Annotated in this window: 25 protein-coding genes; 12 read left to right on the top strand and 13 right to left on the bottom strand. The window is 69.4% G+C overall.

Annotated features, from left to right (window positions below):
• Positions 1-89 precede the first annotated feature (89 nt).
• On the bottom strand, positions 90-800 hold the full coding sequence (locus tag ABZZ22_RS19125) for an Atu4866 domain-containing protein (protein ID WP_354934266.1): 711 nt from the start codon (positions 798-800) through the stop codon (positions 90-92).
• Between the two features lie 318 nt (positions 801-1118).
• On the opposite strand from ABZZ22_RS19125, the gene ABZZ22_RS19130 reads away from it, so the two are divergent.
• Together ABZZ22_RS19130 and ABZZ22_RS19135 are read left to right on the top strand one after the other, a co-directional pair.
• On the top strand, positions 1119-1532 hold the full coding sequence (locus ABZZ22_RS19130; protein WP_354934269.1) for a DUF5709 domain-containing protein: 414 nt from the start codon (positions 1119-1121) through the stop codon (positions 1530-1532).
• Between the two features lie 63 nt (positions 1533-1595).
• A complete protein-coding gene (locus ABZZ22_RS19135; protein WP_354934272.1) occupies positions 1596-2150 on the top strand; it encodes a hemerythrin domain-containing protein in 555 nt (184 codons plus the stop codon).
• Positions 2151-2162: 12 nt separating this feature from the next.
• Here ABZZ22_RS19135 and ABZZ22_RS19140 read toward each other — a convergent pair whose 3' ends face one another.
• A complete protein-coding gene (locus ABZZ22_RS19140) occupies positions 2163-2624 on the bottom strand; it encodes a DUF3817 domain-containing protein (RefSeq protein WP_354934275.1) in 462 nt (153 codons plus the stop codon).
• Positions 2625-2689: 65 nt separating this feature from the next.
• Here ABZZ22_RS19140 and ABZZ22_RS19145 point away from each other — a divergent pair, with 65 nt between their 5' ends.
• Complete coding sequence (locus tag ABZZ22_RS19145) at positions 2690-3244, top strand: DNA starvation/stationary phase protection protein (protein WP_354934278.1); 555 nt, start codon at positions 2690-2692, stop codon at positions 3242-3244.
• Between the two features lie 27 nt (positions 3245-3271).
• On the opposite strand, the gene ABZZ22_RS19150 is transcribed toward ABZZ22_RS19145, so the two are convergent.
• Genes ABZZ22_RS19150 through ABZZ22_RS19170 form a run of 5 tightly spaced genes read right to left on the bottom strand, consistent with a single transcriptional unit; the run spans position 3272 to position 7292 of the window.
• Positions 3272-4288: a DNA topoisomerase IB gene (locus tag ABZZ22_RS19150; protein WP_354934281.1), complete on the bottom strand. Its 1017-nt coding sequence runs from the start codon at positions 4286-4288 to the stop codon at positions 3272-3274.
• Between the two features lie 12 nt (positions 4289-4300).
• The gene (locus tag ABZZ22_RS19155) at positions 4301-4522 is read right to left on the bottom strand and encodes a CDGSH iron-sulfur domain-containing protein (protein WP_354934284.1); all 222 of its coding nucleotides are present in this window, start codon (positions 4520-4522) and stop codon (positions 4301-4303) included.
• Positions 4519-5454: an iron-containing redox enzyme family protein gene (locus tag ABZZ22_RS19160; protein WP_354934287.1), complete on the bottom strand. Its 936-nt coding sequence runs from the start codon at positions 5452-5454 to the stop codon at positions 4519-4521. The genes ABZZ22_RS19155 and ABZZ22_RS19160 overlap by 4 nt, the downstream gene beginning before the upstream one ends.
• Before the next feature lie 17 nt (positions 5455-5471).
• The gene (locus tag ABZZ22_RS19165; protein ID WP_354934290.1) at positions 5472-6116 is read right to left on the bottom strand and encodes a class I SAM-dependent methyltransferase; all 645 of its coding nucleotides are present in this window, start codon (positions 6114-6116) and stop codon (positions 5472-5474) included.
• Between the two features lie 36 nt (positions 6117-6152).
• The gene (locus ABZZ22_RS19170) at positions 6153-7292 is read right to left on the bottom strand and encodes a glutamate--cysteine ligase (RefSeq protein ID WP_354934293.1); all 1140 of its coding nucleotides are present in this window, start codon (positions 7290-7292) and stop codon (positions 6153-6155) included.
• A 35-nt stretch (positions 7293-7327) separates the two neighbouring features.
• Here ABZZ22_RS19170 and ABZZ22_RS19175 point away from each other — a divergent pair, with 35 nt between their 5' ends.
• Positions 7328-8152, top strand: a complete 825-nt coding sequence (locus ABZZ22_RS19175) for a class II glutamine amidotransferase (RefSeq protein ID WP_354934296.1) — start codon at positions 7328-7330, stop codon at positions 8150-8152.
• Between the two features lie 118 nt (positions 8153-8270).
• On the opposite strand, the gene ABZZ22_RS19180 is transcribed toward ABZZ22_RS19175, so the two are convergent.
• Positions 8271-8981: an NAD(P)H-dependent oxidoreductase gene (locus tag ABZZ22_RS19180; RefSeq protein WP_354934299.1), complete on the bottom strand. Its 711-nt coding sequence runs from the start codon at positions 8979-8981 to the stop codon at positions 8271-8273.
• 178 nt (positions 8982-9159) lie between these two features.
• On the opposite strand from ABZZ22_RS19180, the gene ABZZ22_RS19185 reads away from it, so the two are divergent.
• The 4 genes from ABZZ22_RS19185 to rhaS all read left to right on the top strand — a co-directional run bounded on the left by ABZZ22_RS19185 (position 9160) and on the right by rhaS (position 13925).
• Positions 9160-10686, top strand: coding sequence for a sugar ABC transporter ATP-binding protein (locus ABZZ22_RS19185; RefSeq protein WP_354934302.1), 1527 nt, complete (start codon positions 9160-9162; stop codon positions 10684-10686).
• Entirely contained in the window at positions 10683-11726 is a 1044-nt protein-coding gene (locus ABZZ22_RS19190) for an ABC transporter permease (protein ID WP_354934305.1), read from the top strand. The genes ABZZ22_RS19185 and ABZZ22_RS19190 overlap by 4 nt, the downstream gene beginning before the upstream one ends.
• A 76-nt stretch (positions 11727-11802) precedes the next feature.
• On the top strand, positions 11803-12879 hold the full coding sequence (locus ABZZ22_RS19195) for an ABC transporter permease (protein WP_354934309.1): 1077 nt from the start codon (positions 11803-11805) through the stop codon (positions 12877-12879).
• A 17-nt stretch (positions 12880-12896) separates the two neighbouring features.
• The gene (gene rhaS, locus ABZZ22_RS19200) at positions 12897-13925 is read left to right on the top strand and encodes a rhamnose ABC transporter substrate-binding protein (RefSeq protein WP_354934312.1); all 1029 of its coding nucleotides are present in this window, start codon (positions 12897-12899) and stop codon (positions 13923-13925) included.
• A 128-nt stretch (positions 13926-14053) separates the two neighbouring features.
• Here the strand turns inward: rhaS and ABZZ22_RS19205 are convergent, their stop codons facing one another.
• The 5 genes from ABZZ22_RS19205 to ABZZ22_RS19225 all read right to left on the bottom strand — a co-directional run bounded on the left by ABZZ22_RS19205 (position 14054) and on the right by ABZZ22_RS19225 (position 19745).
• Positions 14054-14905: a sugar phosphate isomerase/epimerase family protein gene (locus ABZZ22_RS19205; protein WP_354934315.1), complete on the bottom strand. Its 852-nt coding sequence runs from the start codon at positions 14903-14905 to the stop codon at positions 14054-14056.
• Positions 14902-16086 (bottom strand): dihydrodipicolinate synthase family protein, encoded by a 1185-nt coding sequence (locus tag ABZZ22_RS19210; RefSeq protein WP_354934318.1) that lies wholly within the window; start codon positions 16084-16086, stop codon positions 14902-14904. Before ABZZ22_RS19210 ends, ABZZ22_RS19205 begins: the two co-directional genes overlap by 4 nt.
• Positions 16083-17234, bottom strand: a complete 1152-nt coding sequence (locus tag ABZZ22_RS19215) for a Gfo/Idh/MocA family oxidoreductase (protein WP_354934321.1) — start codon at positions 17232-17234, stop codon at positions 16083-16085. The genes ABZZ22_RS19210 and ABZZ22_RS19215 overlap by 4 nt, the downstream gene beginning before the upstream one ends.
• Positions 17235-17509: 275 nt before the next feature.
• Positions 17510-18544: a LacI family DNA-binding transcriptional regulator gene (locus ABZZ22_RS19220; protein WP_354934324.1), complete on the bottom strand. Its 1035-nt coding sequence runs from the start codon at positions 18542-18544 to the stop codon at positions 17510-17512.
• A gap of 157 nt (positions 18545-18701) precedes the next feature.
• The gene (locus tag ABZZ22_RS19225; protein WP_354934327.1) at positions 18702-19745 is read right to left on the bottom strand and encodes a LacI family DNA-binding transcriptional regulator; all 1044 of its coding nucleotides are present in this window, start codon (positions 19743-19745) and stop codon (positions 18702-18704) included.
• Positions 19746-19881: 136 nt separating this feature from the next.
• Here ABZZ22_RS19225 and ABZZ22_RS19230 point away from each other — a divergent pair, with 136 nt between their 5' ends.
• From ABZZ22_RS19230 to ABZZ22_RS19245, 4 genes are all read left to right on the top strand, one after another.
• Entirely contained in the window at positions 19882-20217 is a 336-nt protein-coding gene (locus ABZZ22_RS19230; RefSeq protein ID WP_354934330.1) for an L-rhamnose mutarotase, read from the top strand.
• Positions 20218-20476: 259 nt separating this feature from the next.
• Positions 20477-21646, top strand: a complete 1170-nt coding sequence (rhaI, locus tag ABZZ22_RS19235) for an L-rhamnose isomerase (protein WP_354934333.1) — start codon at positions 20477-20479, stop codon at positions 21644-21646.
• Positions 21637-23688, top strand: coding sequence for a bifunctional aldolase/short-chain dehydrogenase (locus tag ABZZ22_RS19240; protein ID WP_354934336.1), 2052 nt, complete (start codon positions 21637-21639; stop codon positions 23686-23688). Before rhaI ends, ABZZ22_RS19240 begins: the two co-directional genes overlap by 10 nt.
• Complete coding sequence (locus ABZZ22_RS19245; RefSeq protein WP_354934339.1) at positions 23685-25163, top strand: rhamnulokinase family protein; 1479 nt, start codon at positions 23685-23687, stop codon at positions 25161-25163. Before ABZZ22_RS19240 ends, ABZZ22_RS19245 begins: the two co-directional genes overlap by 4 nt.
• The last annotated feature ends 27 nt before the right edge of the window (positions 25164-25190 follow it).

The following is a 25190-nucleotide window of genomic DNA, read 5'->3' on the forward strand; positions in this document are numbered from 1 at the left end:
GCACGCCAGTTCTGGCGCCTCTTCGGAATCTGGCTGCTGGCCAGCATCATCGTCGCGGGCGTCTCGGCCCGCGCCCGGCGGCCGGGTGCTCAGCGCCGGGTCAGGCGGTATCCGCCGTGGTGGAGGACACCGTCATCGAACTCACCGAACGCCCAGAACCCGAGGTCGTCCAAATACTCGATGTGGTTGCCGGTGATCCAGTAGCGGCCTTGGTAGGCGTGCGGACGGCCGTCGCGCGTCTCGTCGTAGCGCCCGTCGGCAAGCAGTTCCTGGTGCAGGAAGCCGGTGTCGTCGATCCACATGCCCACCCAGGGGTGCTCGGTGTCGCCGGCCGCCTCGGTCGCGGGTGCCGCCTCGCCGAGCGGTGCGCCGTTCCACACCGTGACCTTCCCGTCGATCAGCACGATGTCCCGGTGTGAGGGACGGTTGATGACAGGCCCTGCCGGAACACCGGGAGCGTCGGCGATCCGGAAGATCGCAAGGTCGGCGGCCACACCCGAGGTGAGGGTGCCCGGCCCGGTCCCGGCCGGTGCGCCGAAGTCGGGGCGGGCCGGCATGACGACGCACCCCGAGCAGTCGACCACGAGCATGTTGTCGTCCTCGGCGGCGGTGAGCAGACCCGGCCCGACACCGACGATCCGCGAGCCGCCGAGCAGCACGTCAGCCTGCTCCCAGTCGCCCATCATCGGGTTCCGAGAGATGACGGCGCCCCCGCTGAGCAGGATCGGCTGCGGCTCTGAGGTGGTGGCTCGGATGACGGCCTCGAGAGTCGCGCCATCGCGTCCGTTGTCGTTCGACATTGGGGTTCTCGCATTCTGGTCTTCGACCCCCCACGGTCGGGGAGTCATCTGCGATCAGCCTCGTGCGGATGTCGGCGTCGGGGGAGACCGCGGCTGTCCCGGGACTGGGGCTCGTAGGTGTCGCACACCCGCCCATCCCGACCGGGTCGCCTTCCTGGACCAGGTCTGGACCGTGGGAGCCGACGGTGACGCCGTGTTCGTCGAGACTCGTGGGGCCATCACGTCGTCGGAGGAGGAGCTGGACTACCGCAGCCGAGCGCCTGAAGTCGGCACGGCTCCGGGAGCATCGCCGGGCCGGTCAGGGGTACCGGTCGGATCATGAGTGGAGAACAGCTTCAGCCAGAGGACACCCTCGACGACCGTGGCGTGGACGACGTCCTGGACGAGGGCTATTCGCCGCCCGAGCGGCCCCGGGGGGTCACCGCGAAGGGTGTCACGCCTCGAGAGGAGATCGAGGGCGAGACCATCGATGAGCGACTCGCTCAGGAGGAGCCCGAGGTCTGGGAGGACGCGGAGGCGGAAGCCGATGCCGACATCCTGGACGGACCGGTGTCCGGAGAGGTGGGGGAGGCCCGGTCCGGTCGGCTCACCAGCCCCGACATGGGTATGGGCGAGGACGACGAGAGTCAGCTCATCGGACACGACGAGGGGATCGACGGAGCCGGCGCGTCTGCCGAGGAGGCGGCCGTGCACGTCGTCGTGGATGACGTCGTCGTTGAAGACGTCGACTGAGCAGGTGCCTTCACGGGTACTGGTGCAGAGCTGGATCCCTTTCAAACGTAGAGGAGAGCTGTTGTGTCCGAAGACGTGACCGACCTGATCATGCAGGACCATCGGGAGGTGGAGAGTCTGTTCGAGAAGCTTCAGCGCGAGCCGGAGGTACGTGCCGGGCTGACCCCCGTCCTGGTGACGCTCCTGGCCGCCCACAGCCGGGCCGAGGAGGCCGAGGTCTACCCGGCCGCCCGCGACGAGGCGGGTGAGAAGGACGATGTCGCGCACAGTCAGGAGGAGCACCTGCTGGCCGATCGCCTCCTCGGCGAGCTCTCCGAGTGCGATCCCTTCTCAGTGGCCTACGAGAACAAGCTGACCGAGGTCGTCGACGCGGTGAGCCACCATGTCAAGGAAGAGGAGGAGACCGTGCTCCCGGGTCTTCGCGACCGCCTCGACCACGAGCGTCGCGCCGAGCTGGGCAAGGCTTTCCTGAGCAGCCGTCAGGAGCACCTCGGCGAGATGCCGCAGGACATCACCCGCGACGAGATGCGCCGTCAAGCCGCCAATGCGGACATCCCGGTCGGCGACAAGGACAAGCAGGCCCTACGCGAGGAGCTGGACCAGCACGCCGACAGCTGATCGTTCCCAGGGTCAGCCGACCGGCGGCCCGACGACGAGGGCGACGACCGTCAGCCCGGCGACGCTCGCCAGGCCCGCGGCCAGGCCGCGCGCCGGGTTGTGGAGCAGCCAGGCCAGCGGACGCTCGAGCGGGCGGGCCGGCGACTCGTCGAGCAGTCGCCACCTCGGGGCGAGCAGGCCGCGGCGCGCCGCGTAGCGCTCGAACCAGAGGGTGAGGAACGGCGGGATCGAGGACGCGAGACCAGCGATGAGTCGACCGGTCGACCATCGCTGGTCGATCGCGACCACGGTCGTGGTCACGCAGTAGGCGATGAACACGATCCCGTGCAGCATGCCGAAGACGCTGACCCCCAGCTCCGTGGTCTCGGTGACGTACTTCAGGAACATGCCGCCGAGCAGTCCGGCCCAGGTCACCGCCTCGGCGGTGGCTACGATCCGATAGAAGCGTGACGGCGAGCTGAGGAGTGGGGACACGCGGCAAGTTTATTCGCGCCGGTGCCCAGGGCATCAATCGAGTCGCCAGGGGTACCGATCTCGACATGACGAACGACAAGCTGCACTACACGATCCCTGGCCTGGACGAGGACGCCGCCCGGAAGACCATCGACCTGCTGCAGTCTCGCCTTCACGCCACCAACGACCTCCAGCTCACCCTCAAGCACGTGCACTGGAACGTCGTGGGCCCGCACTTCATCGCCGTGCACCAGATGATCGACCCCCAGGTCGAGGCGGTACGCGGGATGGCCGACGCCCTCGCCGAGCGCATCGCGACCCTCGGTGGCGCCCCGCGAGGCACCCCGGGTGCGCTCGTCGAGGAGCGCACGTGGAACGACTACAGCATCGGCAGGGCCACCACCCAGGAGCATCTCGCCGCGCTCGACGTCACCTACCAGGGCGTGATCGTCTCCTACCGAGAGGCGATCAAGACCCTCGAGGACCTCGACGTCGTGACCCAGGACGTCTTGATCGGCCAGGTCGAGCAGCTCGAGCTCTTCCACTGGTTCGTCCGCGCTCACCTGGAGGACCAGGGCGGCCAGCTGCAGACCAGCGGCGAGTCCACGGAGGCGGGCGCGGCACGCGCCGCCCACGACTGAGGGCGCTACCCGGGGCTCGGCGGGGAGTCAGCGGTCCTGCGCCAGCAGACGCAGGACCGCACGCTCCGCCGCGGCCTGACGCGCCTGCGGGTCGTCGCTCGCTCCTCTGCGTACCTGGATCGTCCGCCCCTGCTCGTGCAGTTCGAGCACGCGCGGGTCGACGTAGGAGCTTCGGGCCACCGCGGGAGTGTTGCCGAGGTACTCCGCGACCTCCTTGATCGCGACGACCTGCTGCTTGCGGCGGGATCTGGCCGTCGGGGTCGCCCGCTTCGCGGCTTCCGGGTCCTCGGACAGCGCGAGTGCGGCTAGCACGGTGGCGTGCCACGTGCGGAAGTCCTTCGCCGACACCTCCAAGCCGCTCACCTCGCGCATGTAGTCATTGACCAAAGCCGGGGTCAGCCGCTGCCACCGCCGACCCTGCTGGTAGGCGAGGATCTCATCGAAGCCGGCACGGCGGCGGCGCAGCTGGGCGATCGCCTCCACCGAGAGCGGGTCGTCGATGGTGATGGTGTGGTGGACACCGGACTTCCCGGTGAAGTCGAAGACGTAGGAGTCGCCTCGCCTGCGTACGTGGCGACGCCCCAGCGTCGTCAGGCCGAAGCCGCCGTTGTCGTCGGCGTAGGCGTCGCTGCCGATCCGGAAGCACCCCAGGTCCAGCAGCCGCAGCGCGAGTGCGGACGCCCGGTCGAGGCTCATCCCGGTGGTGGCGAGGTCCCGTTCCGTCCGCCGGCGTACGCGGGGGAGGACGGCGCCGAGCTCCAGCACCCGGTCGAACTTCTCCTGGTCGCGTTTGGCCCGCCAGTCGGGGTGGTAGAGGTACTGCCGGCGTCCGGCCGCGTCGGTCCCGACGGCCTGGAGGTGCCCGTTCTCGCGGGGACAGATCCAGACGTCCTCCCAGGCCGGCGGGATGGCGAGGGCGCGGACGCGTTCGATCGCATCATCAGACAACCGGGTGCCGGACTCGTCGAGGTACACGAAGCCCCGGCCCGCCCGGCGGCGGGTCCATCCCGGCTCCTCCGCCGAGACCCGACGAAGCCGAACCACCTCAGGCGCCCGTCAGTCGGTGGCCTCGTCGCCGTCACGCGCGGCCGCGGCCAGCAGTCGGTGCGTACCGTCACACCACGGCTTGACCGCCGACCGGCCGCACATGCAGACAGCGCTGACCGGCCGGACCGTGTGGTGGATCTTCCCGTCGGCGTCCTGGATCTCGTGCTTCCCACGCAGCAGCATCGGCCCCGCCGGGCACATCACGATCGAAGCGTGCTCGAAGTCCGTCATGACACATCCCATCGGATGAGCATCGCCTGGGCGTAGCGTGCCTCCAGATCGAGACAGGTGAAGGCGCCGAGGAGCAGATGGTCACGCTCGAACGGCTCCTCGTCCAAGAAGGCTCCGCAGACGTCGCGCACGGCGACCTGCTCGTGGGCGGCGTCGGCCTCGACGTGCTCGTCGTAGTAGGCAGCCATCTCCGCCGGGAAGTCCAGGCGACGCAACCCCTGGGCCAGCTGACGTGAGGGCACCGAGCTCGTCGACTCGAACGCGGCGAAGTGGCCGAGGGCTGCTGCCCGGAGCCGACGGTGCAGTCCGAACAGTGACAGCGCGTTGTTCATCGCGAGGATCTCGACCGGCGCCTCGTCGACGTAGCAGGCGTGATCGGAACGAAGCCCGGCCGCCTCCAGGCCTCGACGGAACAGATGGTGATGCAGCCGGTTGGGGTCCCCGTCGCCGTACTCGTCGAACAGGATCTCCATCAACGGGGCCTTGGCCCGGGTCTCGAGCCGGGGGACGACCCAGCTGGTGGGGTCGGCCTCCTTGAGGTGGTAGAGGGAGCGGTGCTGAAGGAGCTCGAGCACCTGCTCCCGGTCGGCCCGGCGCTGTACGAACCGCGCCAACGAGGGCCCGTCGTGCTTGTCTACCAGGTCGGTCAGGCCCAGCTCGCCGTCCTCACGCAAGGGGCTCTGCTCCCAGCGCCGACGTAGCTCGGCCTCGAACGACCTCTCCAGACCACGGCGCACACGCAGCAGGTCCGGGTCCCACTCCAGGTCGGGATCGACTTCGTCGAAACCGCGGTAGTGGAGCTCATAGAGAGCCCACAGCGCGATCTGCGCGTCCTCTTCGGACTCCGGAGCCGACTCCAGGCCCTCGGCCGCGCCGCTCTGCAGCGCGGTGAAAACTGCAGCACTCAACGTGCCGCGCGACTTCGGCAGCATCTCCACCCACCTTCCCCTCAGGCCGTTCGGTACCCGGCGTCCGCGCCGGCTATGCTCGCCGCCCGGGTGAGGTGGACGAGCACTCCTTCTCCCGGCGAGTCACGGACCTCCTGGATCGACAGACCGCTGCGCTGGACCATGTCCGACAGGCGATCGGCCTGCTCGGTCGTGCCGAGCTGGAGGACGGCCGAGCCGCCGGGGGAGAGGTGTCGGGCGATCGCCGCCAGGCACGTCTCGGCGACGAGCATCCCGTCCGCCCCGCCATCGATGGCCGTTCGTGGGTCCTCGGGGTAGCGCTCGACCTGCGCCGTCGGGACCCACGGCGGATCGGCTATCACCAGGCAGTAGCGCTCGTCCGGGTCGAGCGCGTTCTCGATGCTGCCCTCGCGTACCTCGACCAGATGGCTCAACCCGGCGCGGTCGGCGTTGGCCCGGTTGAACGCGCATGCGGCCGGGTTCGCGTCGACGCACACCAGTGGGCGCCCGGCCATCGCGGCCGCGAGCAGGCCGATCTGGCCGGCGCCGGAGCAGAGCTCGAGCATCGGCCCGTCCGGCAGGGCAGCCGACAGCTCGGCCGCCCATTCGGACTGACGGACGGTCCAGGTACGCGGGGTGAGCACGCGGTCGTCGTAGTCGATGTCGAGATGGCCGAAACGGATCATGACGGCGGGTACCTCCTGTAGGTTCGGGATCGAGGGTCAGGAGAGCTCGGCCATCCGGACGACGGCGCCGGGGAGCTCGCCCTCCTCGGCGAGGATCCTGCGCTGGGTCGAGGAGCCGGTGCCGCGGGTGAAGATCCGATCGATGCCGGTCTCGACCCGGGCGAGGTCCCCGGTCTCACGCAACGCCGGGGCGATGTGCTCGACCAGGCTCTCGACCACCTCACGAGCAGGCCGCGGCCGGTGGGTCCGCGGGTCGAGGAGATCACCGGTGATCCCGTGCTTGCCCGCCTGCCACATGGCCAGGCGGAGCACCGCGACCGAGACCGGATCGGCGGGCTGACCCTGAGCCCACTCCTTGGCCGCGGTATCGACCAGCGCCCGCGCCAGCGCCGCGATGAGGACGGTGTCGCGAGGGTCCAGACAGACGTCGGCGACCCGTACCTCGAGGGTCGGGTAGTGCCGGGACGGGCGGGCATCGAAGTAGGCCATCCCCTCGTCCAGCGGAACTCCGGTATCGACGAGCTGCCGCAGGTGGTCGAGGTAGGCCTGGCCGCTGCCGAAGATCTCGGTCGGTCCAGTGGTCGGCCAACGTGACATCGCCTGGGACCGGTAGCTCTGGTAGCCCGAGTCCTCGCCGTGCCAGAACGGTGAGTTGGCGCTCACCGCGAGCAGCACGGGCAGCCAGGTGCGGATTCGGTCGAGGGCCCCCACCGCCTCGTCGTCGGAGTCGACCGAGACGTGCACGTGGCAGCCACAGGTGAGCTGCTCGCTGGCAGTCAGCCCGAACTGCTCGGTGATCGCCGCGTAGCGCTCGTCGTCGAAGGTCTGGGGGCGCGCCGGCAGCGGGGTAGTGCCGCTGGCCAGGATCAGCGCGCCCACCTCGGCCGCGGCGGCGCGGGTCTTGTCGCGCCACTGCCGCAGATCCATCTCGAGCAACCCGAGATGCTCCTCTGGAGGAGTGTCGGTCTCGATCTGCTGCTCCTGCAGCTCCGGTCCCACCGAACCGCCGGCCTCGCCGGCATCGACCTCGGTGTCACCCCTCCGCCGGGCCACCCGCAACACCTCGCTGGCCACCGATCGCGGGACGCCGGTCTGGGCGTCGACGAGGAGGAGCTCCTCCTCGACTCCGACTGTCCGGACCTGGTCATGGGTACTGCTCGAAGAGCGTGTATCCACCGCTCGCACCTTTCTCTGGAAGGAGTAACCAGACGATGTGTCGTCTTTTCGGATACGTGTCCGACTCGCCCTGTGCCGTCGCCGATCTGCTGGGAGAGGAGGGGCTGGACGCGTTCACCTCGCTCACCGCCGTACATTCCGACGGTTGGGGGATGGCGTGGCACACGCCCGAGGGCACGTGCACGACGAGCTCGCCGCGGTCGGCGGATGTTGACCCGACCTACCGCAGGCTTGTCGCGGCCCCGCTCTCTCACGCCGGCTTCGTGCACCTGCGCTGGGCGACCGGTGGGCTCGACGTACGTCCGGAGAACACCCACCCCTTCTTGACCGACGGGGCCGCGTTCGCGCACAACGGCCACGTCTCCCCGATCGCCGATCTCGAGGCGCTGCTCACCCCGGAGTCCCGGGCGAGGCTGCGGGGCGACACCGACAGCGAGCGTTACTTCCATTTCGTGCACCAGAACGTAGAGGAGTGCGGCGACGAGGCCGAGGGTGTCACCCGGGCGCTGGCCACGCTGGTCCAGAAGTTCCCGCGATGCAGCCTGAATGCGCTGATGCTCACCCGGACACACATGTTCGCGATCCACATCAACTCGCGCGCCGACTCCCCGCTGCGGGCGTTGCGTGAGCTCTTCGACGACGAGGGCGAGATCCCGCCGCGACACACCACGGAGTATTTCGCGATGGACTACCGCAGGACCGACCACGGTCTCGAGATCGTCTCCAGCGGACTCGGACAACCTGGATGGACCCCGGTCCCCCCGGACACCGCGGTGATGGTCGATCTGGCCACCCGGGAGGTCACCAGTTTGGATCCGATCGCGCAGCTCGGCGCCGACGCGTCCCGAGCCCAAGGCTGACGACGAGGCATCGACCGCCTTCTGCTGGGCGAGTGCGGGGGCTTCGGCCATGCCTCGCAGTACCCCATCGGGCACGGCTTCATTCCGAGAGGCGGGGTCTTTCCCAGCCAGCTGATCTTCAGGTGGTCGATCCGCCCTCGCGGTGGGCGCTGAGTCCGTTGTCGCCGGGGGAGACCGAGTCGTGGAGCCTGATCGTGTGGTCGTAATGGGTCTCGGACATGGGCAGGTAGTCGATCCGAGGCTCCGCCATCACGCCCTCGAGGCGTACCCGCAGCTCCTCTTCGGTCCGGGCCATGGCCTGGGCGTCGAGGTCGTCGGCGGTAGTGATCAGGTGCGGGCGCAGCGGATCCATGCCGGTGTACCAGAAGGTGCCGTGCAGCAGCGGCCACAGGACGTCCTCGATGTCGCCGCTGATCCCGCGGGGCCCGAGGGTCGCGGCCCGGTCACCGGCGGTGACCACGGTCAGCGCGCGTTTGCCGGCCAGGCCGCCCCTGCCGTACTTGAGCGGCTTGCCGGTCTCCGGATCCGGTACGTCGAAGGCGAACCCCGACTCGAAGACCCGATCGATCCAGCCCTTGAGAATGGCCGGCACCGAGTACCACCACAGCGGGAACTGGACGACCAGGAGATCGGCTCGTCTTAGGCGCTCCTGGTGGCGACGTACGTCGGCCTCGCCCCGCTCCACCAGGAGCGGATTGAAACCTTCACGATAGAGATCGATCTCGTCGATGCTCCAGCCAGCCGCGCCGAGCGCGCTCACGCCCACCTCCCGCAGCCGACCGTTGAGCGATGACGCGTGCGGATGTGCCCATACCCAGAGTGCGTGCATGGGCCTCTCAACGCTGCCTGACGCGGTGAGATTCCCCTCCGACGGTGGGCCGCCGATCCCGCGGCCCGAGGGCGAAGTCGAAACCTTGCTCAAATTAGCGGCCGAAGAGTGTTGACGTATGTGATTGCCATCACTAGCGTAAACCAGGCTTGAAACCTTTCAATTCGAGGAGCTGCCCATGCCGGACACACCCGCCGCACTGGAGCTGCGGGACGTGGCCAAGTCGTTCGGCCCCGTACGCGCCCTCCGGTCCGGAAGTCTCCGGGTCGACGCCGGATCCATCCACGCGCTCGTGGGGGAGAACGGTGCCGGGAAGTCGACCCTGGTGAAGATCGTCGCCGGGCTCTACCGTCGCGACGCCGGCGACTACCTGCTCGCCGGGGAGCAGGTCGACTTCCGCAACACCGCAGACGCCAAGCAGGCCGGCGTCGCGGTCATCTACCAGGAGCCGACCCTCTTCCCCGACCTCTCGGTCACCGAGAACATCTTCATGGGGCGCCAGCCGACCAACCGCTGGGGCAAGATCGACCGCGCCGCGATGCGCACCGAGGTCGTCGAGCTCTTCGCCAGGCTCGGTGTCCCGATCGAGCCCGACCGCCCGACCGAGGGCCTCTCGATCGCCGACCAGCAGCTGATCGAGATCGCCAAGGCGCTCTCGCTCGATGCCAAGGTCCTGATCATGGACGAGCCGACCGCGGCGCTGTCCGGCAACGAGGTCGACCGGCTGATGACCGTGGCCCGCACGCTGCGCGACCAGGGCTGCGCAGTCGTCTTCATCTCGCACCGGTTCGACGAGGTGTTCGCGCTGTGCGACACGATCACGGTGATGCGCGACGGCGCCTACATCTCCACCGACCCGATCTCCGAGGTCACCGAGGACGAGATCGTCCAGCGGCTGGTCGGGCGCGAGGTCTCCGACCTCTATCCGAAGCTCGAGGCCACCGTCGGCAAGCCGCTGCTCGAGGTCAAGGGCCTCACCAGCACCGGCCTGTTCCACGACATCAGTCTCACCGTCCGCGAAGGTGAGATCGTCGGCCTGGCCGGCCTCGTCGGCGCCGGACGCAGCGAGGTCGCGCAGGCGATCTTCGGTGTCGACCCCTACGACAGCGGCGAGGTCACCCTCGACGGCCGCCCGGTCCCGCCGGGCGACCCGAGACGGGCGATCGAGATGGGGCTGGCGTTCGTCCCCGAGGACCGCCGTCAGCATGGTCTCGTCCTGGAGGCGCCGATCTCGCGCAACATCACTCTGCCGACGAGCGGCCGGCTCGCCCGCACCGGGCTGATCAGCAGCGGCATCGAGAACCGTTCGGCCGCCGACTGGGCCGCCCGGCTCGAGGTCAAGGCCGCGACGCTGGACACGCTGGCCGGCACCCTCTCGGGTGGCAACCAGCAGAAGGTGGTCCTGGCCAAGTGGCTCTCGACCCAGCCGAAGGTGCTGATCATCGACGAGCCCACCCGAGGCATCGACGTCGGCACCAAGTCCGAGGTCCACCGGCTCCTGTCGACGCTGGCCCAAGAGGGCCTCGCGATCCTGATGATCTCCTCCGAGCTCCCCGAAGTGCTCGGTATGGCCGACCGCGTGATCGTCCTCAGCGAGGGCCATCAGACGGCCGAGCTGAGCCGGGATGAGGCGACCCCCGAGGCCGTCATGCGCGCGGCGACGGCCCATCACTCCACCACCCTGAACGTCAGCGAGGCATCATGACCACCACGCTCGACGCGCCTGCCCCGGCCGCGCCGCAGCCAAGCCACCGAGCAGCCAGCCGGCTGACCTGGCTCCTGAAGCAGCGCGAGACCGGCATCGCCGTCGCCTTCATCGCGCTGCTCGTGGTGACCACGGCGGTGAACCCCAACTTCCTGTTCAGCACGGACGGTTGGCGCGACCTCACCCTGACCCCCGCGATCCTGGTGTGCCTGGCGATCGGCCAGGCGATGGTGATCGTCACCCGCAACGTCGACCTCAGCGTCGGCTCGACCCTGGGCCTCACGGCCTACCTGGCCGGGCGGCTCTTCCTCGACACCGGGCTCCCGGTGATCCTGGTCGTCCTGATCGCGGTCGCCGCCGGCGCGGTGCTCGGCCTGATCAACGGGGCGCTGGTCGCCTTCGCCAAGGTGCCGGCGCTGGTCATCACCCTCGGCACGCTCTACGTCTACCGCGGGATCATGCTCGAGTGGGCCGGCAGCGACCGGATCAACGCCTCCGACATCCCGCCCGGGCTGCTCGACTTCGGCACCGGATCCTTCCTGTTCATCCCCAACCTCGCCTGGATCTCGTTCGCGCTGCTGGCCGTCGCGATCTACCTGATGCGCTCCACCCGCGTGGGCCGCGAGTTCTACGCGATCGGCTCCGACCCCGCCGCCGCCACCCTCTACGGGCTGCGTGACAAGCGCCGGGTCCTGCAGGCGTTCGCCACCTCGGGTGCGCTCGCCGGCCTCGCCGGGATCCTGTACGTCTCCCGCTACGGCACCATCAGCTCCGGTGTCGGCCAGGGCATCGAGCTCGAGGCCGTCGGCGCGGCCGTCGTGGGTGGCGTGGCCATCTTCGGCGGCAGCGGCACCGTCCTCGGGGCAGCCCTCGGGGCGTACCTCCTCGTCACCATCAACCGGGCGCTGCCGATCCTCGGCATCCCCGACTTCTGGCAGCAGGCCGTCGTCGGTGCGCTGATCATCGGCGCGATCGTCCTGGACCGCTACTTCGCCCGCCGTCAGCACGACAAGCTCCTTGCGGAGAGGGAAGAATCATGAGTGAGCGCCAGCGAACGACAATAGGCCTCAGGCCGCCACATCCGTACGCTTCGATCTCCTCAACGGAGGTGGCGGCATGAGTCTGCTCGCCGAGAAGACCGAGATGAGGACCTACGCCGCTCACGCCAAGCCGTGGTGGCAGCGCACCCTGATGACCCGGGACGCGGCGATCATCGCCCTGCTCGTGGTCGTGTGGACGTACGCCTCGATCGTGATCCTCAACTTCTCCGACCCGATCACGGTCTACTTCCTGGTCCTCGACGTCACGCCGATCCTGCTGATCGCGCTGCCGATGACGCTCATCATCATCACCGGCGAGATCGACCTCTCGGTGGCGAGCGTCGTCGGGCTCTCCAGCGTCCTGTTCGGGGTGCTGCACCGCGAGGGTGTGCCGATGGTCGCCGCGATGGTGCTCGCCCTGCTCGCCTGCGCGGTCGCGGGAGCGTTCAACGGGGTGCTCGTCACCCGCTTCGGGCTGCCGTCGCTGGCCGTCACGATCGGCACGATGGCGCTCTTCCGCGGCATCGCCGTCGGCGCGCTCGGCACCACGGCGATCACCGACTGGCCCGACTACTGGGGCGACCTCGTACAGGCTCGGATCGGCGACAGCCAGATCCCGCTGATGACGGTTCCCCTGGTCGCCCTGATCGTGGTCTTCGCCGTGGTCCTGCACTTCACGCCCTTCGGCCGCGGCATCTTCGCCGCCGGTCTCAGCAAGGACGCGGCTCGCTTCTCGGGCGTCAACGTCGACCGTACGAAGCTGATCCTGTTCACTCTCAGCGGGCTGGTCTCGGGGCTGGCGGGCATCTACTTCACGCTGCGCTACGGCAGTGCGCGTGGCGACAACGCCACCGGTCTGGAGCTCCAGGTCGTGGCGGCGGTGCTGCTCGGCGGGGTGTCCATCTTCGGCGGCCGCGGGGCCATCCCCGGGGTCATCGCCGGTGTCGTCCTGATCGGGACGATCGGCAGCGCGCTACGCCTGGACGGACTCAGCGCCAACATCATCCAGATCATCACCGGCGTACTTCTCATCGCAGCGGTCATCGCGGCCAGCGTTCTCGGTTGGACCGGTCGCATCGTCGGCACCTATCGCCAGCCCAAAGAACGTGGCGACCACAGCTCGGACGAACCATCTTCAAAGCCATCCTTATAGAAACTGGAGTGAGAGACATGACCAGCAAGTTCCGACGCGCAGGCAGTGCTGTCGCCATCGTTGCGGCCCTCGGCCTCGCCCTGTCCGCCTGTGGCGGCGGGAGCGACACCGGCAGCGATGGAGAGGGTGGCGACACCAGCAGCATCACCTTCATCCCCAAGAACCTCGGCAACCCCTACTTCGACGCCTCCGACACCGGTGGAAAGAAGGCCGCCGACGAGATCGGCACCACGTGGAAGCAGGTGGGCCCCACCGAGTCGACTCCCGACTCCCAGGTCAGCTTCATCAACACCGCGACCCAGCAGCGCGCCGGCGCCCTCGTGGTCTCGGCCAACGACCCGACCGCCATCGGTGACGCGCTCGAGGAGGCCCGCAACGCCGGCACCAAGGTCGTCACGATGGACTCCGACACCGAGCCGCAGTTCCGTGACATCTTCGTCAGCCAAGCCGACGCCGCCGGCATCGCCAAGAGCCAGGTCGACCTGATCGCCGAGCAGATCGGTGGAAAGGGCGAGATCGCGGTCCTCTCCGCGGCGGCCAACGCCACCAACCAGAACGAGTGGATCAAGCTGATGGAGGAGGAGCTGGCCGCCAACCACCCCGACATCAAGCTCGTCCAGACCGTCTACGGGGACGACGACGACCAGAAGTCGTTCGACAAGACCGCCGGTCTGCTGCAGTCCCACCCGAACCTCAAGGGCATCATCAGCCCGACCACGGTGGGCATCGCTGCGGCCGCGCGCTACCTGTCCGACTCGCAGTACAAGGGCAAGGTCGCGCTGACCGGTCTCGGCACCCCGAACCAGATGCGGGAGTACATCAAGGACGGCACCGTCAAGGCCTTCGCGCTGTGGAACCCCGAGCAGCTCGGCTACCTGTCCGCGTTCGCCGCCGACGCGCTCGCCTCGGGTGACATCGAGGGCAAGGAGGGCGACACCTTCGAGGCCGGTGACCTGGGTGAATACACCGTAGGTGCCGACGGCGTCGTCGTCTTGGGTGAGCCGACAGTCTTCGACGCGTCGAACATCGACGACTTCGACTTCTGAGCGATCCCACCACGTGTAACACGCTGTTCGTAGGTCTACTCGCCCGTTATAACGACCGGATAGTCCTACGAACGACGTGTTACACGCAGGTGCCGCCGAGCTGTGAGAGCAGCTCGGCGGCGCTTCTCTCACAGATGAGGCAGCACGAGGTCGCGGTAGCGCTGCACCATCGTGGCGAGCACCTCGTCGGGGTCGCCGGCCCAGATCGCCTCGTTGAAGATCTCGACCTCGACGTCGCCGGTGTAGCCGGTCGCGGCGACCATCCGGGTGATCGGTGCGAAGTCGATGACCCCGTCGCCCATCATCCCGCGCGCCAGCAGCGCGTCGGAGGGGATCGGCAGGTTGAAGTCGCAGACCTGGTACGCCGCGACCCGGCCCTCCGCGCCGGCCCGCTCGATCTGGGTCGCGAGGTCGGGGTCCCAGAAGACGTGGAAGGTGTCGACGACGACCGCGACCGCGTCGACCGGGTGCGGTGCGGCCAGATCGAGCGCCTGACCGAGGGTCGAGATGACTGCCCGGTCGGCGACGTACATCGGGTGCAGCGCCTCCAGGACGAGCTTCACGCCGTGCTCGCGGGCGTAGGGGGCCAGCTCCGCGAGCCGCTCGGCGACCCGCTCCCGGGCACCGGCCAGATCCACCTCGCCATCGGGGAGGCCACCGACCACCATCACCAGCGCGTCGGTGCCCAGCGTGGCGGCCTCGTCGACCGCCCGCTTGTTGTCCTCGAGGGCGCCGGCGATCCCGGCCTCGTCGGAGGCAGTCAGGAAGCCGCCGCGGCAGAGCGAGGAGACGCGCAGCCCGGCGACGCGTACGAGCTTGGCGGCCTTCTCCACCCCGGCCTCGTGCACGCGGTCACGCCACAGCCCCAGGGCGGGGATGCCGGCACGAGCCGCACCGTCGACGGCCTCGCCGAGGGTCCAGGAGTTGGTGGTCTTGGTGTTGAGCGAGAGGCGTTCCAACCCGGTGATGCTGTCGGTCACTGGTCGACTCCTTGCACGGTGAGGAAGGCGCGCATGCGTGCGGCCGCGAGGTCCGGGCTGGTCAGCAGGCCGGCCGCGTCGGCCAGCCGGAAGACCTCGGCCAGATGGGGCACCGAGCGACCGGCGTGGAGGCCGCCGGCCATCGAGAACCCGGGCTGGTGGCCGTTGAGCCAGGACAGGAACGCGATCCCGGTCTTGTAGTAGTAGGTCGGCGCCTCGAAGATCTTCCGGCCGAGCGCCTGGGTGCTCTCCAGCAGCTCGCGCGCGCCCTCGGGATCTCCGTCGTCGAGCGCCTGCAGCGCGGCCGAGGCGGCCGGGTAGATGGCGGCGAAGATGCCGAGCAGCGCGTGCGAGAACTCGCCCTCCCGGGTTCCCTCGCCGACGATCAGCTCGGGATAGTTGAAGTCGTCTCCCGTGTAGAGCCGTACGCCGCCGGGCAGCGCCCGGCGCAGCCCGACCTCGTGCTCGGCGTCGAGGAGCGAGACCTTGACCCCGTCCACCTTGCGGGCGCGGGCGCGGATGACGTCGAGGAAGGTCTCGGTCGCCTCCGCGACCGAGGAGGAGCCCCAGTAGCCCGCCAGCGCCGGGTCGAACATGTCGCCCAGCCAGTGCAGGATCACCGGGCTCTCGGCCTCGTCGAGAATGGTCGCGTAGACCTCGGCATAGTCCTCGGCATGCCGGGCGACCCGGGCGAGTGCGCGCGAGGCCATCACGATCGTGGTCGCGCCGGTGTCGGCGACGACCTTCATCTGCTCCCGGTAGGCGTCGATGACGGTGGCCAGACCGGCCCTGCCCTCGGGGACGGCGTCGAGGGTGAGCTGGTCGGTGCCGGCGCCGCAGGCGATCGACCCGCCGACGGTGGCCGCCTCGGTGGCCGAGCGGCGGATCAGCTCGGCCGCGGCGGTCCAGTCGAGCCCCATCCCGCGCTGCGCGGTGTCCATCGCCTCGGCGACGCCGAGACCGTAGGACCACAGCTCGTGCCGGTAGGCCAGGGTGCGGTCCCAGTCGATGTCCGCGGGGGCGCCGGGCACGTTCTCCGCCAGCGTGCGGGGGACGACGTGGGCGGCGGCGTAGGCGGTTCGGGAGGTGAACGGCGCCCTCGGCTTCGTCCACTCCCTGGGGGCCGCGAGCGTGTGGAGCTCGGTGCCGCCGTCGGGCAGGGGGAGGCGTACGGAGATCACAGCTGGATCTCTCCCAGCTCGATCCGGCGACCCTCGGCCGAGGAGGTGAGACCGGCCTCGGCGAGCCTCACGCCGCGGACGCCGGCCATGAAGTCGTAGGGGTGGTCGCCGTCGCCCTCGACGTAGCGGATGAACTGCTCCCACTGGGCCTTGAAGCCGTTGTCGAAGGGCTGGTTGTCGGGCACCTCGTTCCACAGCTCCCGGAACTGGATCGACTCGACCAGGTCGGGGTTCCAGACCGGCTTCGGGGTCAGGTTGCGGTCCTGGGTCACGCAGTGGTGCAGGCCGGCGACGGCGGAGCCGTGGGTGCCGTCGACGTGGAACTCCACCAGCTCGCCGCGGTTGACCCGGGTCGCCCACGAGGAGTTGATCTGCGCGACGATCCCGCCCTCGAGCTCGAAGATGCCGTACGCGGAGTCGTCGGCGGTGGCGGCGTACGCGTTGCCCTTCTCGTCCCAGCGCTCGGGGATGTGGGTGACGACCTTGGCGGTGACGGCCTCGACCTCGCCGAAGAGGTTCTCCAGGACGTAGTTCCAGTGGGGGAACATGTCGGTGGTGATGCCGCCGCCGTCCTCTTTGCGGTAGTTCCAGCTCGGCCGCTGCGAGGGCTGCAGGTCGCCCTCGAAGACCCAGTAGCCGAACTCGCCGCGCACGCTGAGGATACGGCCGAAGAACCCCGACTCGACCAGACGGCGGAGCTTGAGCAGGCCCGGGAGGTAGAGCTTGTCGTGGACGACGCCGCTCTTCACGCCCGCGTCGGCCGCCAGGCGGGCCAGGCGCAGCGAGCCCTCGACGTCGTCGGCGATCGGCTTCTCGGTGTAGACGTGCTTGCCGGCCGCGACCGCCTTGGTGATGGCGGACTCGCGGACGCCGGTCAGCTGGGAGTCGAAGTAGACGGTGTCCTCGGCGTTGGCGAGGGCCTCGTCGAGGTCGGTGGTCCAACGGTCCAGGCCATGCTCCTTGGCGATGTCCTGGAGCTTCTCGGCATTGCGCCCGACGAGGATCGGGTCGGGCTGGACACGGGTGCCGTCGGAGAGCTCGACGCCGCCCTGCTCCTGGATCGCCAGGATGCTGCGCACCAGGTGCTGGCGGTAGCCCATGCGTCCGGTGACGCCGTTCATGATGATGCCGAGCCGTCGTGTGGCCATGTGAGGGTTCCTCGTCTGCTGGAGAGCCATGGGGAAAGCGCTTTCCAATACGGTAGGACAGATGTGACGCCCGTCGCAAGAGCGTGTTCCGCCATGCCGGGCCTCAAGTCGATCGAGTCGGCACGTTCTGACCCGGAATCTGGCCGAGTCGTCGCATCCTGACCGAGAAATCTGCCGAGTCGGCTCGTTATGACGCGCCGACTCGGCGCGATATCTCGTCAGTTGCGCCGACTCGGCGCCGATTCTTGGGACGGTTGCGCCGAGTCGAGCTGGTGTCAGACGCGCGGGGGAGTGCTCTCCCGCAGCACGACCTCGCCGTGGACGGACCGCTTGCGAAGCTCCGCCGAGGGCTCGCCGAGGACGAGCTCGAGCGCCAGCCGGCCGATGTCGGCCAGTGGAAGACGTACGGTGGTCAGCCCCGGGGTCACGTCGCGCAGCGTGGCGATGTCGTCGAAGCCGGCGACGGCCAGCTCGGGTCCCACCTCGATACCGGCCTGTCGGCACGCGGCCAGGGCACCGAGCGCCATGAGGTCGTTGACCGCGAAGACGCAGTCCACCTCTGAGGCGTTGTTCCGGCCGTTCTCGAGCAGCCGGGTCATCGCCCGGCGTCCGCCGTCACGGCTGAACTCGTCGGAGACGTACGCCGGCGCCGAGCCGGTCGCCTCCAGCCACCCTTCCGCGAAGCCGGCGTGACGTTCGGCCGAGACCAGCAGGTCCTCGGGTCCGGTGAGCACAGCGGCGCGGCGGTAGCCGAGGCCGGCCAGGCGCTCGGCCAGCGCCTTGGCGCCGCCGTGGTTGTCGATCACCACGGTGTCGACCGGCAGACGCGGCTGGCTGATCGCGGCCACCCGGCCGCCACCGTCCAGGTAGGACGTCAGCAGGTCGGCGACCTCGCTGGTGTGGCGTACGCCGGCCGTATCGCTTCCCGACAGCACGATCGCGCGGCTGCGCTGGCGCCGCAGCGCGGCCAGGAACTTCTGTTCGCGCTCGGGCTGGCCGCCGGTGTTGCAGAGCATCACCAGCAGGCCGTGCTTCTCGGCCTCGTCGGCCAGGCCGCCGGCGATGGTGGAGAAGTAGGGGTCGGAGATGTCCTTCACCAGGAGGCCGACGGTCTCGGTCGAGCCGCGTGCCATCGCCTGGGCGTTGGCGTTCGGCGTGTAGCCGAGCTTGTCCGCCGCCGCCAGGACGCGCTCCTGCAGCTCGGGGCGCACCACCCGGTCGCTCCCGTTCAGCGCGCGTGACGCGGTGGCCAGCGAGACCCCTGCTTCGCGGGCGACGTCGCTCAGCGTCGCTGCGCGTTCTCCGGCCAACTGACCCTCCTTCGGCTTCCGCTCCTGGAGCCTAAGGCATCCACTGAAGACGTACGCCCGCTCCTGCTCCGGCCGACTCGGCGCATCTGTCCCGCAGTGCCCCGTCCACTCGGCGCGTCTGTCCCAAGTTCTCGAGACAGTTGCGCCGAGTCGGCGGTCAGCGGCGTCCCAGGGTGGAGGCGCGGGCGACGAGCTCGGGGGTGAAGACGACCTGCTCGTGCTGGTGGGCGGGGTTGCCGACCTCGTCGAGCAGCAGCTCGGCAGCTCGCCGGCCGAGGTCGTGACGGGGCTGACGCACGGAGGTGAGCGGCACGGCCGCGGCGGCGGCGAACTCGATGTCGTCGTAGCCGACGATCGCGAGGTCGCCGGGCACGGTCCGGCCGCTGGAGATCGTCTGCTGGAGCAGCCCGAGCGCGATCAGGTCGTTGGCGCAGAACGCAGCGGTGGGACGGCGTCGCGCGGGCAGTCCGACGAGCCGCTCTCCGGCGGCACGACCGCTGGCGACGGTGGGGGCCTCGCAGGAGAGCGTCACCAGGTCCTCGGGAGGGAGTCCGGCCTCGGCCCAGGCCTGCCGGGCGCCCTCACCACGGTCGCGGACCTGTCCGATCGACTCCGGCCCACCGACGTACGCCACCCGTCGGTGTCCGACCTCGATGAGGTGCTCGACGGCGAGCCGCCCGCCGAGAACGTCGTCGACGGCGACGGAGCAGAAGGAGGAGCCCGCACGTGTGCGGTCGACGATGACGACCGGGGTGCCGCGCTCGATCAGCTGGTCGATCTGCGGATCGTCGGGGTCGACAGGGGTGATCAAGATGCCCTGGACGCGCTGCTGCTGCAAATGGGCCAGGTGGGCGCCCTCGCGGGCCGAGCGGCCATCGCTGTTGCAGAGGAACAGCGAGAGCCCGGCCGTCTCGGCGGCCAGCTCGATGCCACGTGCCACGTCGGTGAAGAACGGGTTGCCGGCGTCGAGCATGACGTAGGCCAGCGAATGGGTGCTGCCGGTGCGCAACGACCGGGCGGACTCGTTGCGCACGAATCCGAGGTCTGCCATCGCACGCTCCACCCGCTCGCGCGTGGTTCGACTGACCCGATCGGGGCGGTTGAGCACGTTGGACACGGTGCCGAGGGAGACGCCGGCGGTGGCCGCGACATCCTTGACCGAGGCGCTGCGAGATGAGCCCGCAGCCGGGGTGATCGCCACCTGGGCTCCTTCCTGAAACGTTCAATCGCAGCATAGAGCCTGGCTGGCACTGTGACGAGGAAGCGCGGCATGCCGATTGACCAATTTTGGCATGCTCACTAGCGTCCGTTCCTAAATCGTTTCATCGGAGGTCGTCATGGAGCGCGTCTGCTTCCAGCTGCAGGTCAAGCCCGAGCGCATCGAGGAGTACAAGCAGCGCCATGCGGCCGTCTGGCCGGACATGCTGCGAGCGCTCGCGGAGACCGGGTGGCACAACTACTCGCTGTTCCTCCGCCCCGACGGGCTGCTCATCGGCTATGTCGAGACGCCCTCCATCGAGGCCGCCCGGACCGGGATGGCGGCGACCGAGGTCAATGCCCGCTGGCAGGCGGAGATGGCGGAGTTCTTCGAGAATCTCGACGGTGTCGCGCCCGACGAGGGCTTCCTGCGCCTCGAGGAGATCTTCCACCTCGAGGACCAGCTCGGCCGCTGACGCCGAAGCGTCGGTTCTCGAGCCCGAGGAGTCAGTTCTTCACGCCGAGGGGTCAGTTTCTGACCTCGAGGTCTCGAACCCCGTACGTGGAATGGGCTCGTGGCCAGCAACTGACGTCTCGCGGCCAGCAGCTGACCTCTCGCGCGGTGGGCGATGAAACGCAACGAACCCCGCTGTCCTCTTGACGCACGTGACGTGCGCCACTAACGTCGGATCCGCGCTTTGAAACCTTTCAACCGCACACCAGAGAGGCTCACCGATGACGACGTTCGACCAGATCTCGGGCGACCTGGCCGCTCTCGAGATCGAGGTCCCCTCATGGGCCTACGGAAACTCGGGGACCCGGTTCAAGGTCTTCGGCACCCCCGGAACTCCGCGCACCCCTGAGGAGAAGGTCGCCGACGCGGCCGCCGTGCACCGTTTCACCGGTCTGGCACCGAGCGTGGCGCTGCACATCCCATGGGACCGGGTCGATGACTACGCGGCGCTGCGTAGCTTTGCCGAGGACCAGGGGATCGCGCTCGGCACGATCAACTCCAACACCTTCCAGGACGACGACTACAAGCTCGGTGCGCTGACCCACACCGACGCGAAGATCCGGCAGAAGGCGATCGACCATCACTTCGAGTGCATCGAGGTGATGGACGCGACGGGCTCGCGCGACCTGAAGATCTGGCTCGCCGAGGGGTCCAACTACCCGGGACAGGCCGACATGCGCGGCCGCCAGGACCGGCTCGCCGAGTCGTTGGCGACCATCTATGAGCGCATCGGTGCGGACCAGCGCCTGGTGCTGGAGTACAAGTTCTTCGAGCCGGCGTTCTACCACACCGACGTCCCGGACTGGGGCACGTCGTTCGCCCAGGTCAGCGCGCTCGGTGAGCGCGCGGTGGTCTGCCTCGACACCGGCCACCACGCACCCGGCACCAACATCGAGTTCATCGTGATGCAGCTGCTGCGGCTCGGGAAGCTCGGCTCCTTCGACTTCAACAGCCGCTTCTACGCCGACGACGACCTGATCGTCGGGGCGGCCGACCCGTTCCAGCTCTTCCGGATCATCGTCGAGGTGGTCCGTGGGGGCGGTTTCAAACCGGTGAAGGATGGCGGCGTCGCCTTCATGCTCGACCAGTGCCACAACATCGAGAAGAAGATCCCGGGCCAGATCCGGTCGGTGCTCAACGTCCAAGAGATGTCCGCGCGGGCGCTCCTGCTCGACACCGATGCTCTCGCCGAGGCACAGAAGGACGGCGACGTACTCCTGGCCAACGAGATCTTCATGGACGCCTTCTACACAGACGTACGCGCCGACCTCGGCGGGTGGCGTGAGGACCGTGGCCTGGCCGCGGACCCGATGCGCGCCTACCTCGCCAGCGGCTACCAGGAACAGATCGAGACCGCCCGAGTCGGCGGCACACAGGCAGGATGGCAGTGAACAAGGACATGGGGACCACCGCAGAAGAACTGATCGCGCGCTCGAACCGGCTCGGCGCCGACCCCAAGAACACCAACTACGCCGGCGGCAACACCTCCGCCAAGGGCACCGCGACCGACCCCGTGACGGGGGAGGACGTCGAGCTGCTCTGGGTGAAGGGCTCGGGCGGTGACCTGGGAACGCTCAAGGAGAGCGGCCTCGCCGTCCTCCGCCTCGACCGGATGCGTGCCCTCGTCGACGTCTACCCGGGCGTCGAGCGCGAGGACGAGATGGTCGCCGCGTTCGACTACTGCCTGCACGGCAAGGGCGGCGCGGCGCCGTCGATCGACACCGCGATGCACGGGCTCGTGGAAGCCGCCCACGTCGACCACCTCCACCCCGACAGCGGCATCGCCATCGCGACCGCCGCCGACGGCGAGAACCTCACCAAGGAGATCTTCGGCGACCAGGTCGTCTGGGTGCCCTGGCGCCGCCCCGGTTTCCAGCTCGGCCTCGACATCGCCGAGATCAAGGCGAAGAACAGCCAAGCCGTCGGCTGCGTCCTCGGCGGTCACGGCATCACCGCGTGGGGCGACACCTCCGAGGAGGCCGAGAAGAACTCGCTCTGGATCATCGACACGGCCGCCGCCTACATCGAGAAGCACAGCAGGGCGGAGCCGTTCGGTCCCGCCCTCGACGGCTATCAGCCCCTGCCGGAGGGGGAGCGGCGTACGAAGGCAGCTGCTCTCGCTCCCACGATCCGTGGCATCGCATCCGCGGACCAGCCGATGGTCGGCCACTTCGACGACTCCGAGGTGGTCCTCGACTTCCTCGCGAGCGAGGACCACCCGCGCTTGGCCGAGCTCGGCACTTCCTGCCCCGACCACTTCCTGCGCACCAAGGTCAAGCCGTTGGTCCTCGACCTCCCGGCCACGGCCTCCGTCGAGGAGAGCATCGCCAGGCTGAAGGAGCTCGCGGTCGGCTACCGCGAGGACTACCAGGCCTACTACGACCGGCACGCGGACGAGGCCAGCCCCGCGATCCGCGGCAAGGACCCGCTCATCGTCCTGGTGCCCGGAGTCGGGATGTTCTCCTTCGGGAAGAACAAGCAGACCGCGCGCGTGGCGGGGGAGTTCTACCTCAACGCGATCAACGTGATGCGCGGTGCTGAGGGGCTCTCGACGTACGCCCCGATCGAGGAGTCGGAGAAGTTCCGGATCGAGTACTGGGCGCTCGAGGAGGCCAAGCTTCAGCGGATGCCGGCGCCCAAGCCGCTCGCGACCCGGGTCGCCCTGGTCACCGGCGCGGCCTCTGGCATCGGCAAGGCGACCGCGAAGCGGCTCGCCGCCGAGGGCGCCTGCGTCGTGATCGCCGACCTCGACCTCGCCAAGGCCGAGGCGACCGCAGCCGAGATCGGCGGCCCTGACGTCGCCGTCGGTCTCGCCGCCGACGTCTCCGACGAGGCGGCCGTGCAGGCGATGTTCGACGCGGCGGTGCTCGCCTTCGGCGGCGTCGACCTGGTCGTCAACAACGCCGGCCTGTCGCTGTCCAAGTCCCTGCTGGAGACCACCGAGCGCGACTGGGACCTCCAGCACGACGTGATGGCCAAGGGCTCGTTCCTGGTCTCCAAGGCGGCTGCGAAGGTGCTGATCGAGCAGGAGATGGGCGGCGACATCGTCTACATCTCCTCGAAGAACTCGCTCTTCGCCGGCCCCAACAACGTCGCGTACGGCGCTGCCAAGGCCGACCAGGCACACCAGGTCCGCCTGCTGGCCGCCGAGCTCGGTGCGTACGGGATCAAGGTCAACGGCATCAACCCCGACGGTGTGGTCCAGGGATCCGGCATCTTCGCCGGCGGCTGGGGCGCCAAGCGGGCCGAGGTCTACGGGGTCCCGGAGGAGGAGCTCGGCAAGTTCTACGCCCAGCGCACCCTGCTCAAGCGCGAGGTGCTGCCGGAGAACATCGCCAACGCCGTCTTCGTGCTCTGCGGCCCCGACCTGACCCACACCACCGGACTGCATGTGCCCGTCGACGCAGGCGTGGCCGCCGCCTTCTTGCGATGAGCCCTGTTGTCAGGGTCGCGGCGGTCGACCTGGGTGCCACCTCCGGCCGGGTGATGTCCGGCCGGATCGGTGGCGGCCGGGTCGAGATCGACGAGATGCACCGCTTCCCCAACGGGGCGGTACGTGTGCGCGGCTCGCTCTTCTGGGACGTGCTCGGCATCCACCGCGAGGTGCTCACCGGCATCCGTGAGGTGGCCGGGACCGGGCCGCTGCACGGCATCGGGATCGACTCCTGGGCCATCGACCACGGGCTGCTGGACCACGACGGCCAGCTCCTCGGCCAGGTCTTCAGCCACCGCGACACCCGCGTCGAGGGGGTCGCGGAGAAGGTCCTCGCCCAGATCGGCGCGGCCACGCTCTACGGCACCACCGGCATCCAGCAGCTCCCGTTCAACACGCTCTACCAGCTGGTGGCGGCCCGCGGCACCGCCGCCCTCGCCGCCGCCGAGACGATGCTGCTGCTGCCGGACCTGCTCGGCTACTGGCTCACCGGTGCGATCGGCGCGGAGCGCACCAACGCCTCGACCACCCAGCTCTACGACGTCCGTCAGGGCACTTGGGCGGTCGACCTGTGCCGGGAGCTCGGGCTTCCCGAGGGGGTCCTCCCGCCCCTTCGGGACCCGGGCTCTCTCCTCGGCCCGCTGCTGCCAGATGTCGCCCAGGACCTGGGCGTCTCCGCCGACGTGCCCGTGGTCGCGGTGGGCTCGCACGACACCGCCTCGGCGGTCGTCGGCGTCCCCGCCGAGGCCCGCGACTTCGCCTACATCTCGTCCGGGACCTGGTCGCTGGTCGGCCTCGAGCTCGACCGGCCGGTGCTGACCGAGGAGGCCCGGCTCGCCGACTTCACCAACGAGGTCGGCATCGACAAGACCATCCGGTTCCTCAAGAACGTGATGGGCCTGTGGGTCCTGTCCGAGTCGCTGCGCGCCTGGAGCGAGCGGCGCTACCAGGCCGCCGAGCTGGACCCGCTGCTCGCTGCCGCGGCCGAGCTCGAGCCGCTGCGTACGGTGGTCGACATCAACGACCCGCGGCTGCTCTCGCCGGGCACGTCCGCGGACCCGATGCCGGAGCGGATCGCCGCGCTGGCCGCGGAGTCCGGGGAGGCGATCCCGCACTCGCCGGCCGCGATCACCCGCTGCATCCTCGACAGTCTCGCCGTCGCGTACCGACGCCACGTCCGCACCGCGGCCGCCCTCGCGGGCACCTCGCCCGAGGTCGTCCACGTCGTCGGCGGCGGCTCGCAGAACGAGCTGCTCTGCCAGCTCACCGCCGACGCCTGCGGTCTGCCGGTCCTCGCCGGGCCGGTCGAGGCGGCCGCGCTCGGCAACGTCCTGGTCCAGGGCCGCGTCCTCGGGGCCGACCTGCCCGACCTGCCCGCGATGCGCGACCTCGTCCGCCGCTCCTACGACGTACGCCGCTTCGAGCCGCGCGACGGCCTCGACTGGGCCGCCGCCGAGGCCCGGCTGCCGTCCTGACCATCGTCCGAAACCGCCCGGAAGGCC

Source organism: Nocardioides sp. NPDC006273 (assembly GCF_040613495.1).
Lineage (GTDB): Bacteria > Actinomycetota > Actinomycetes > Propionibacteriales > Nocardioidaceae > Nocardioides.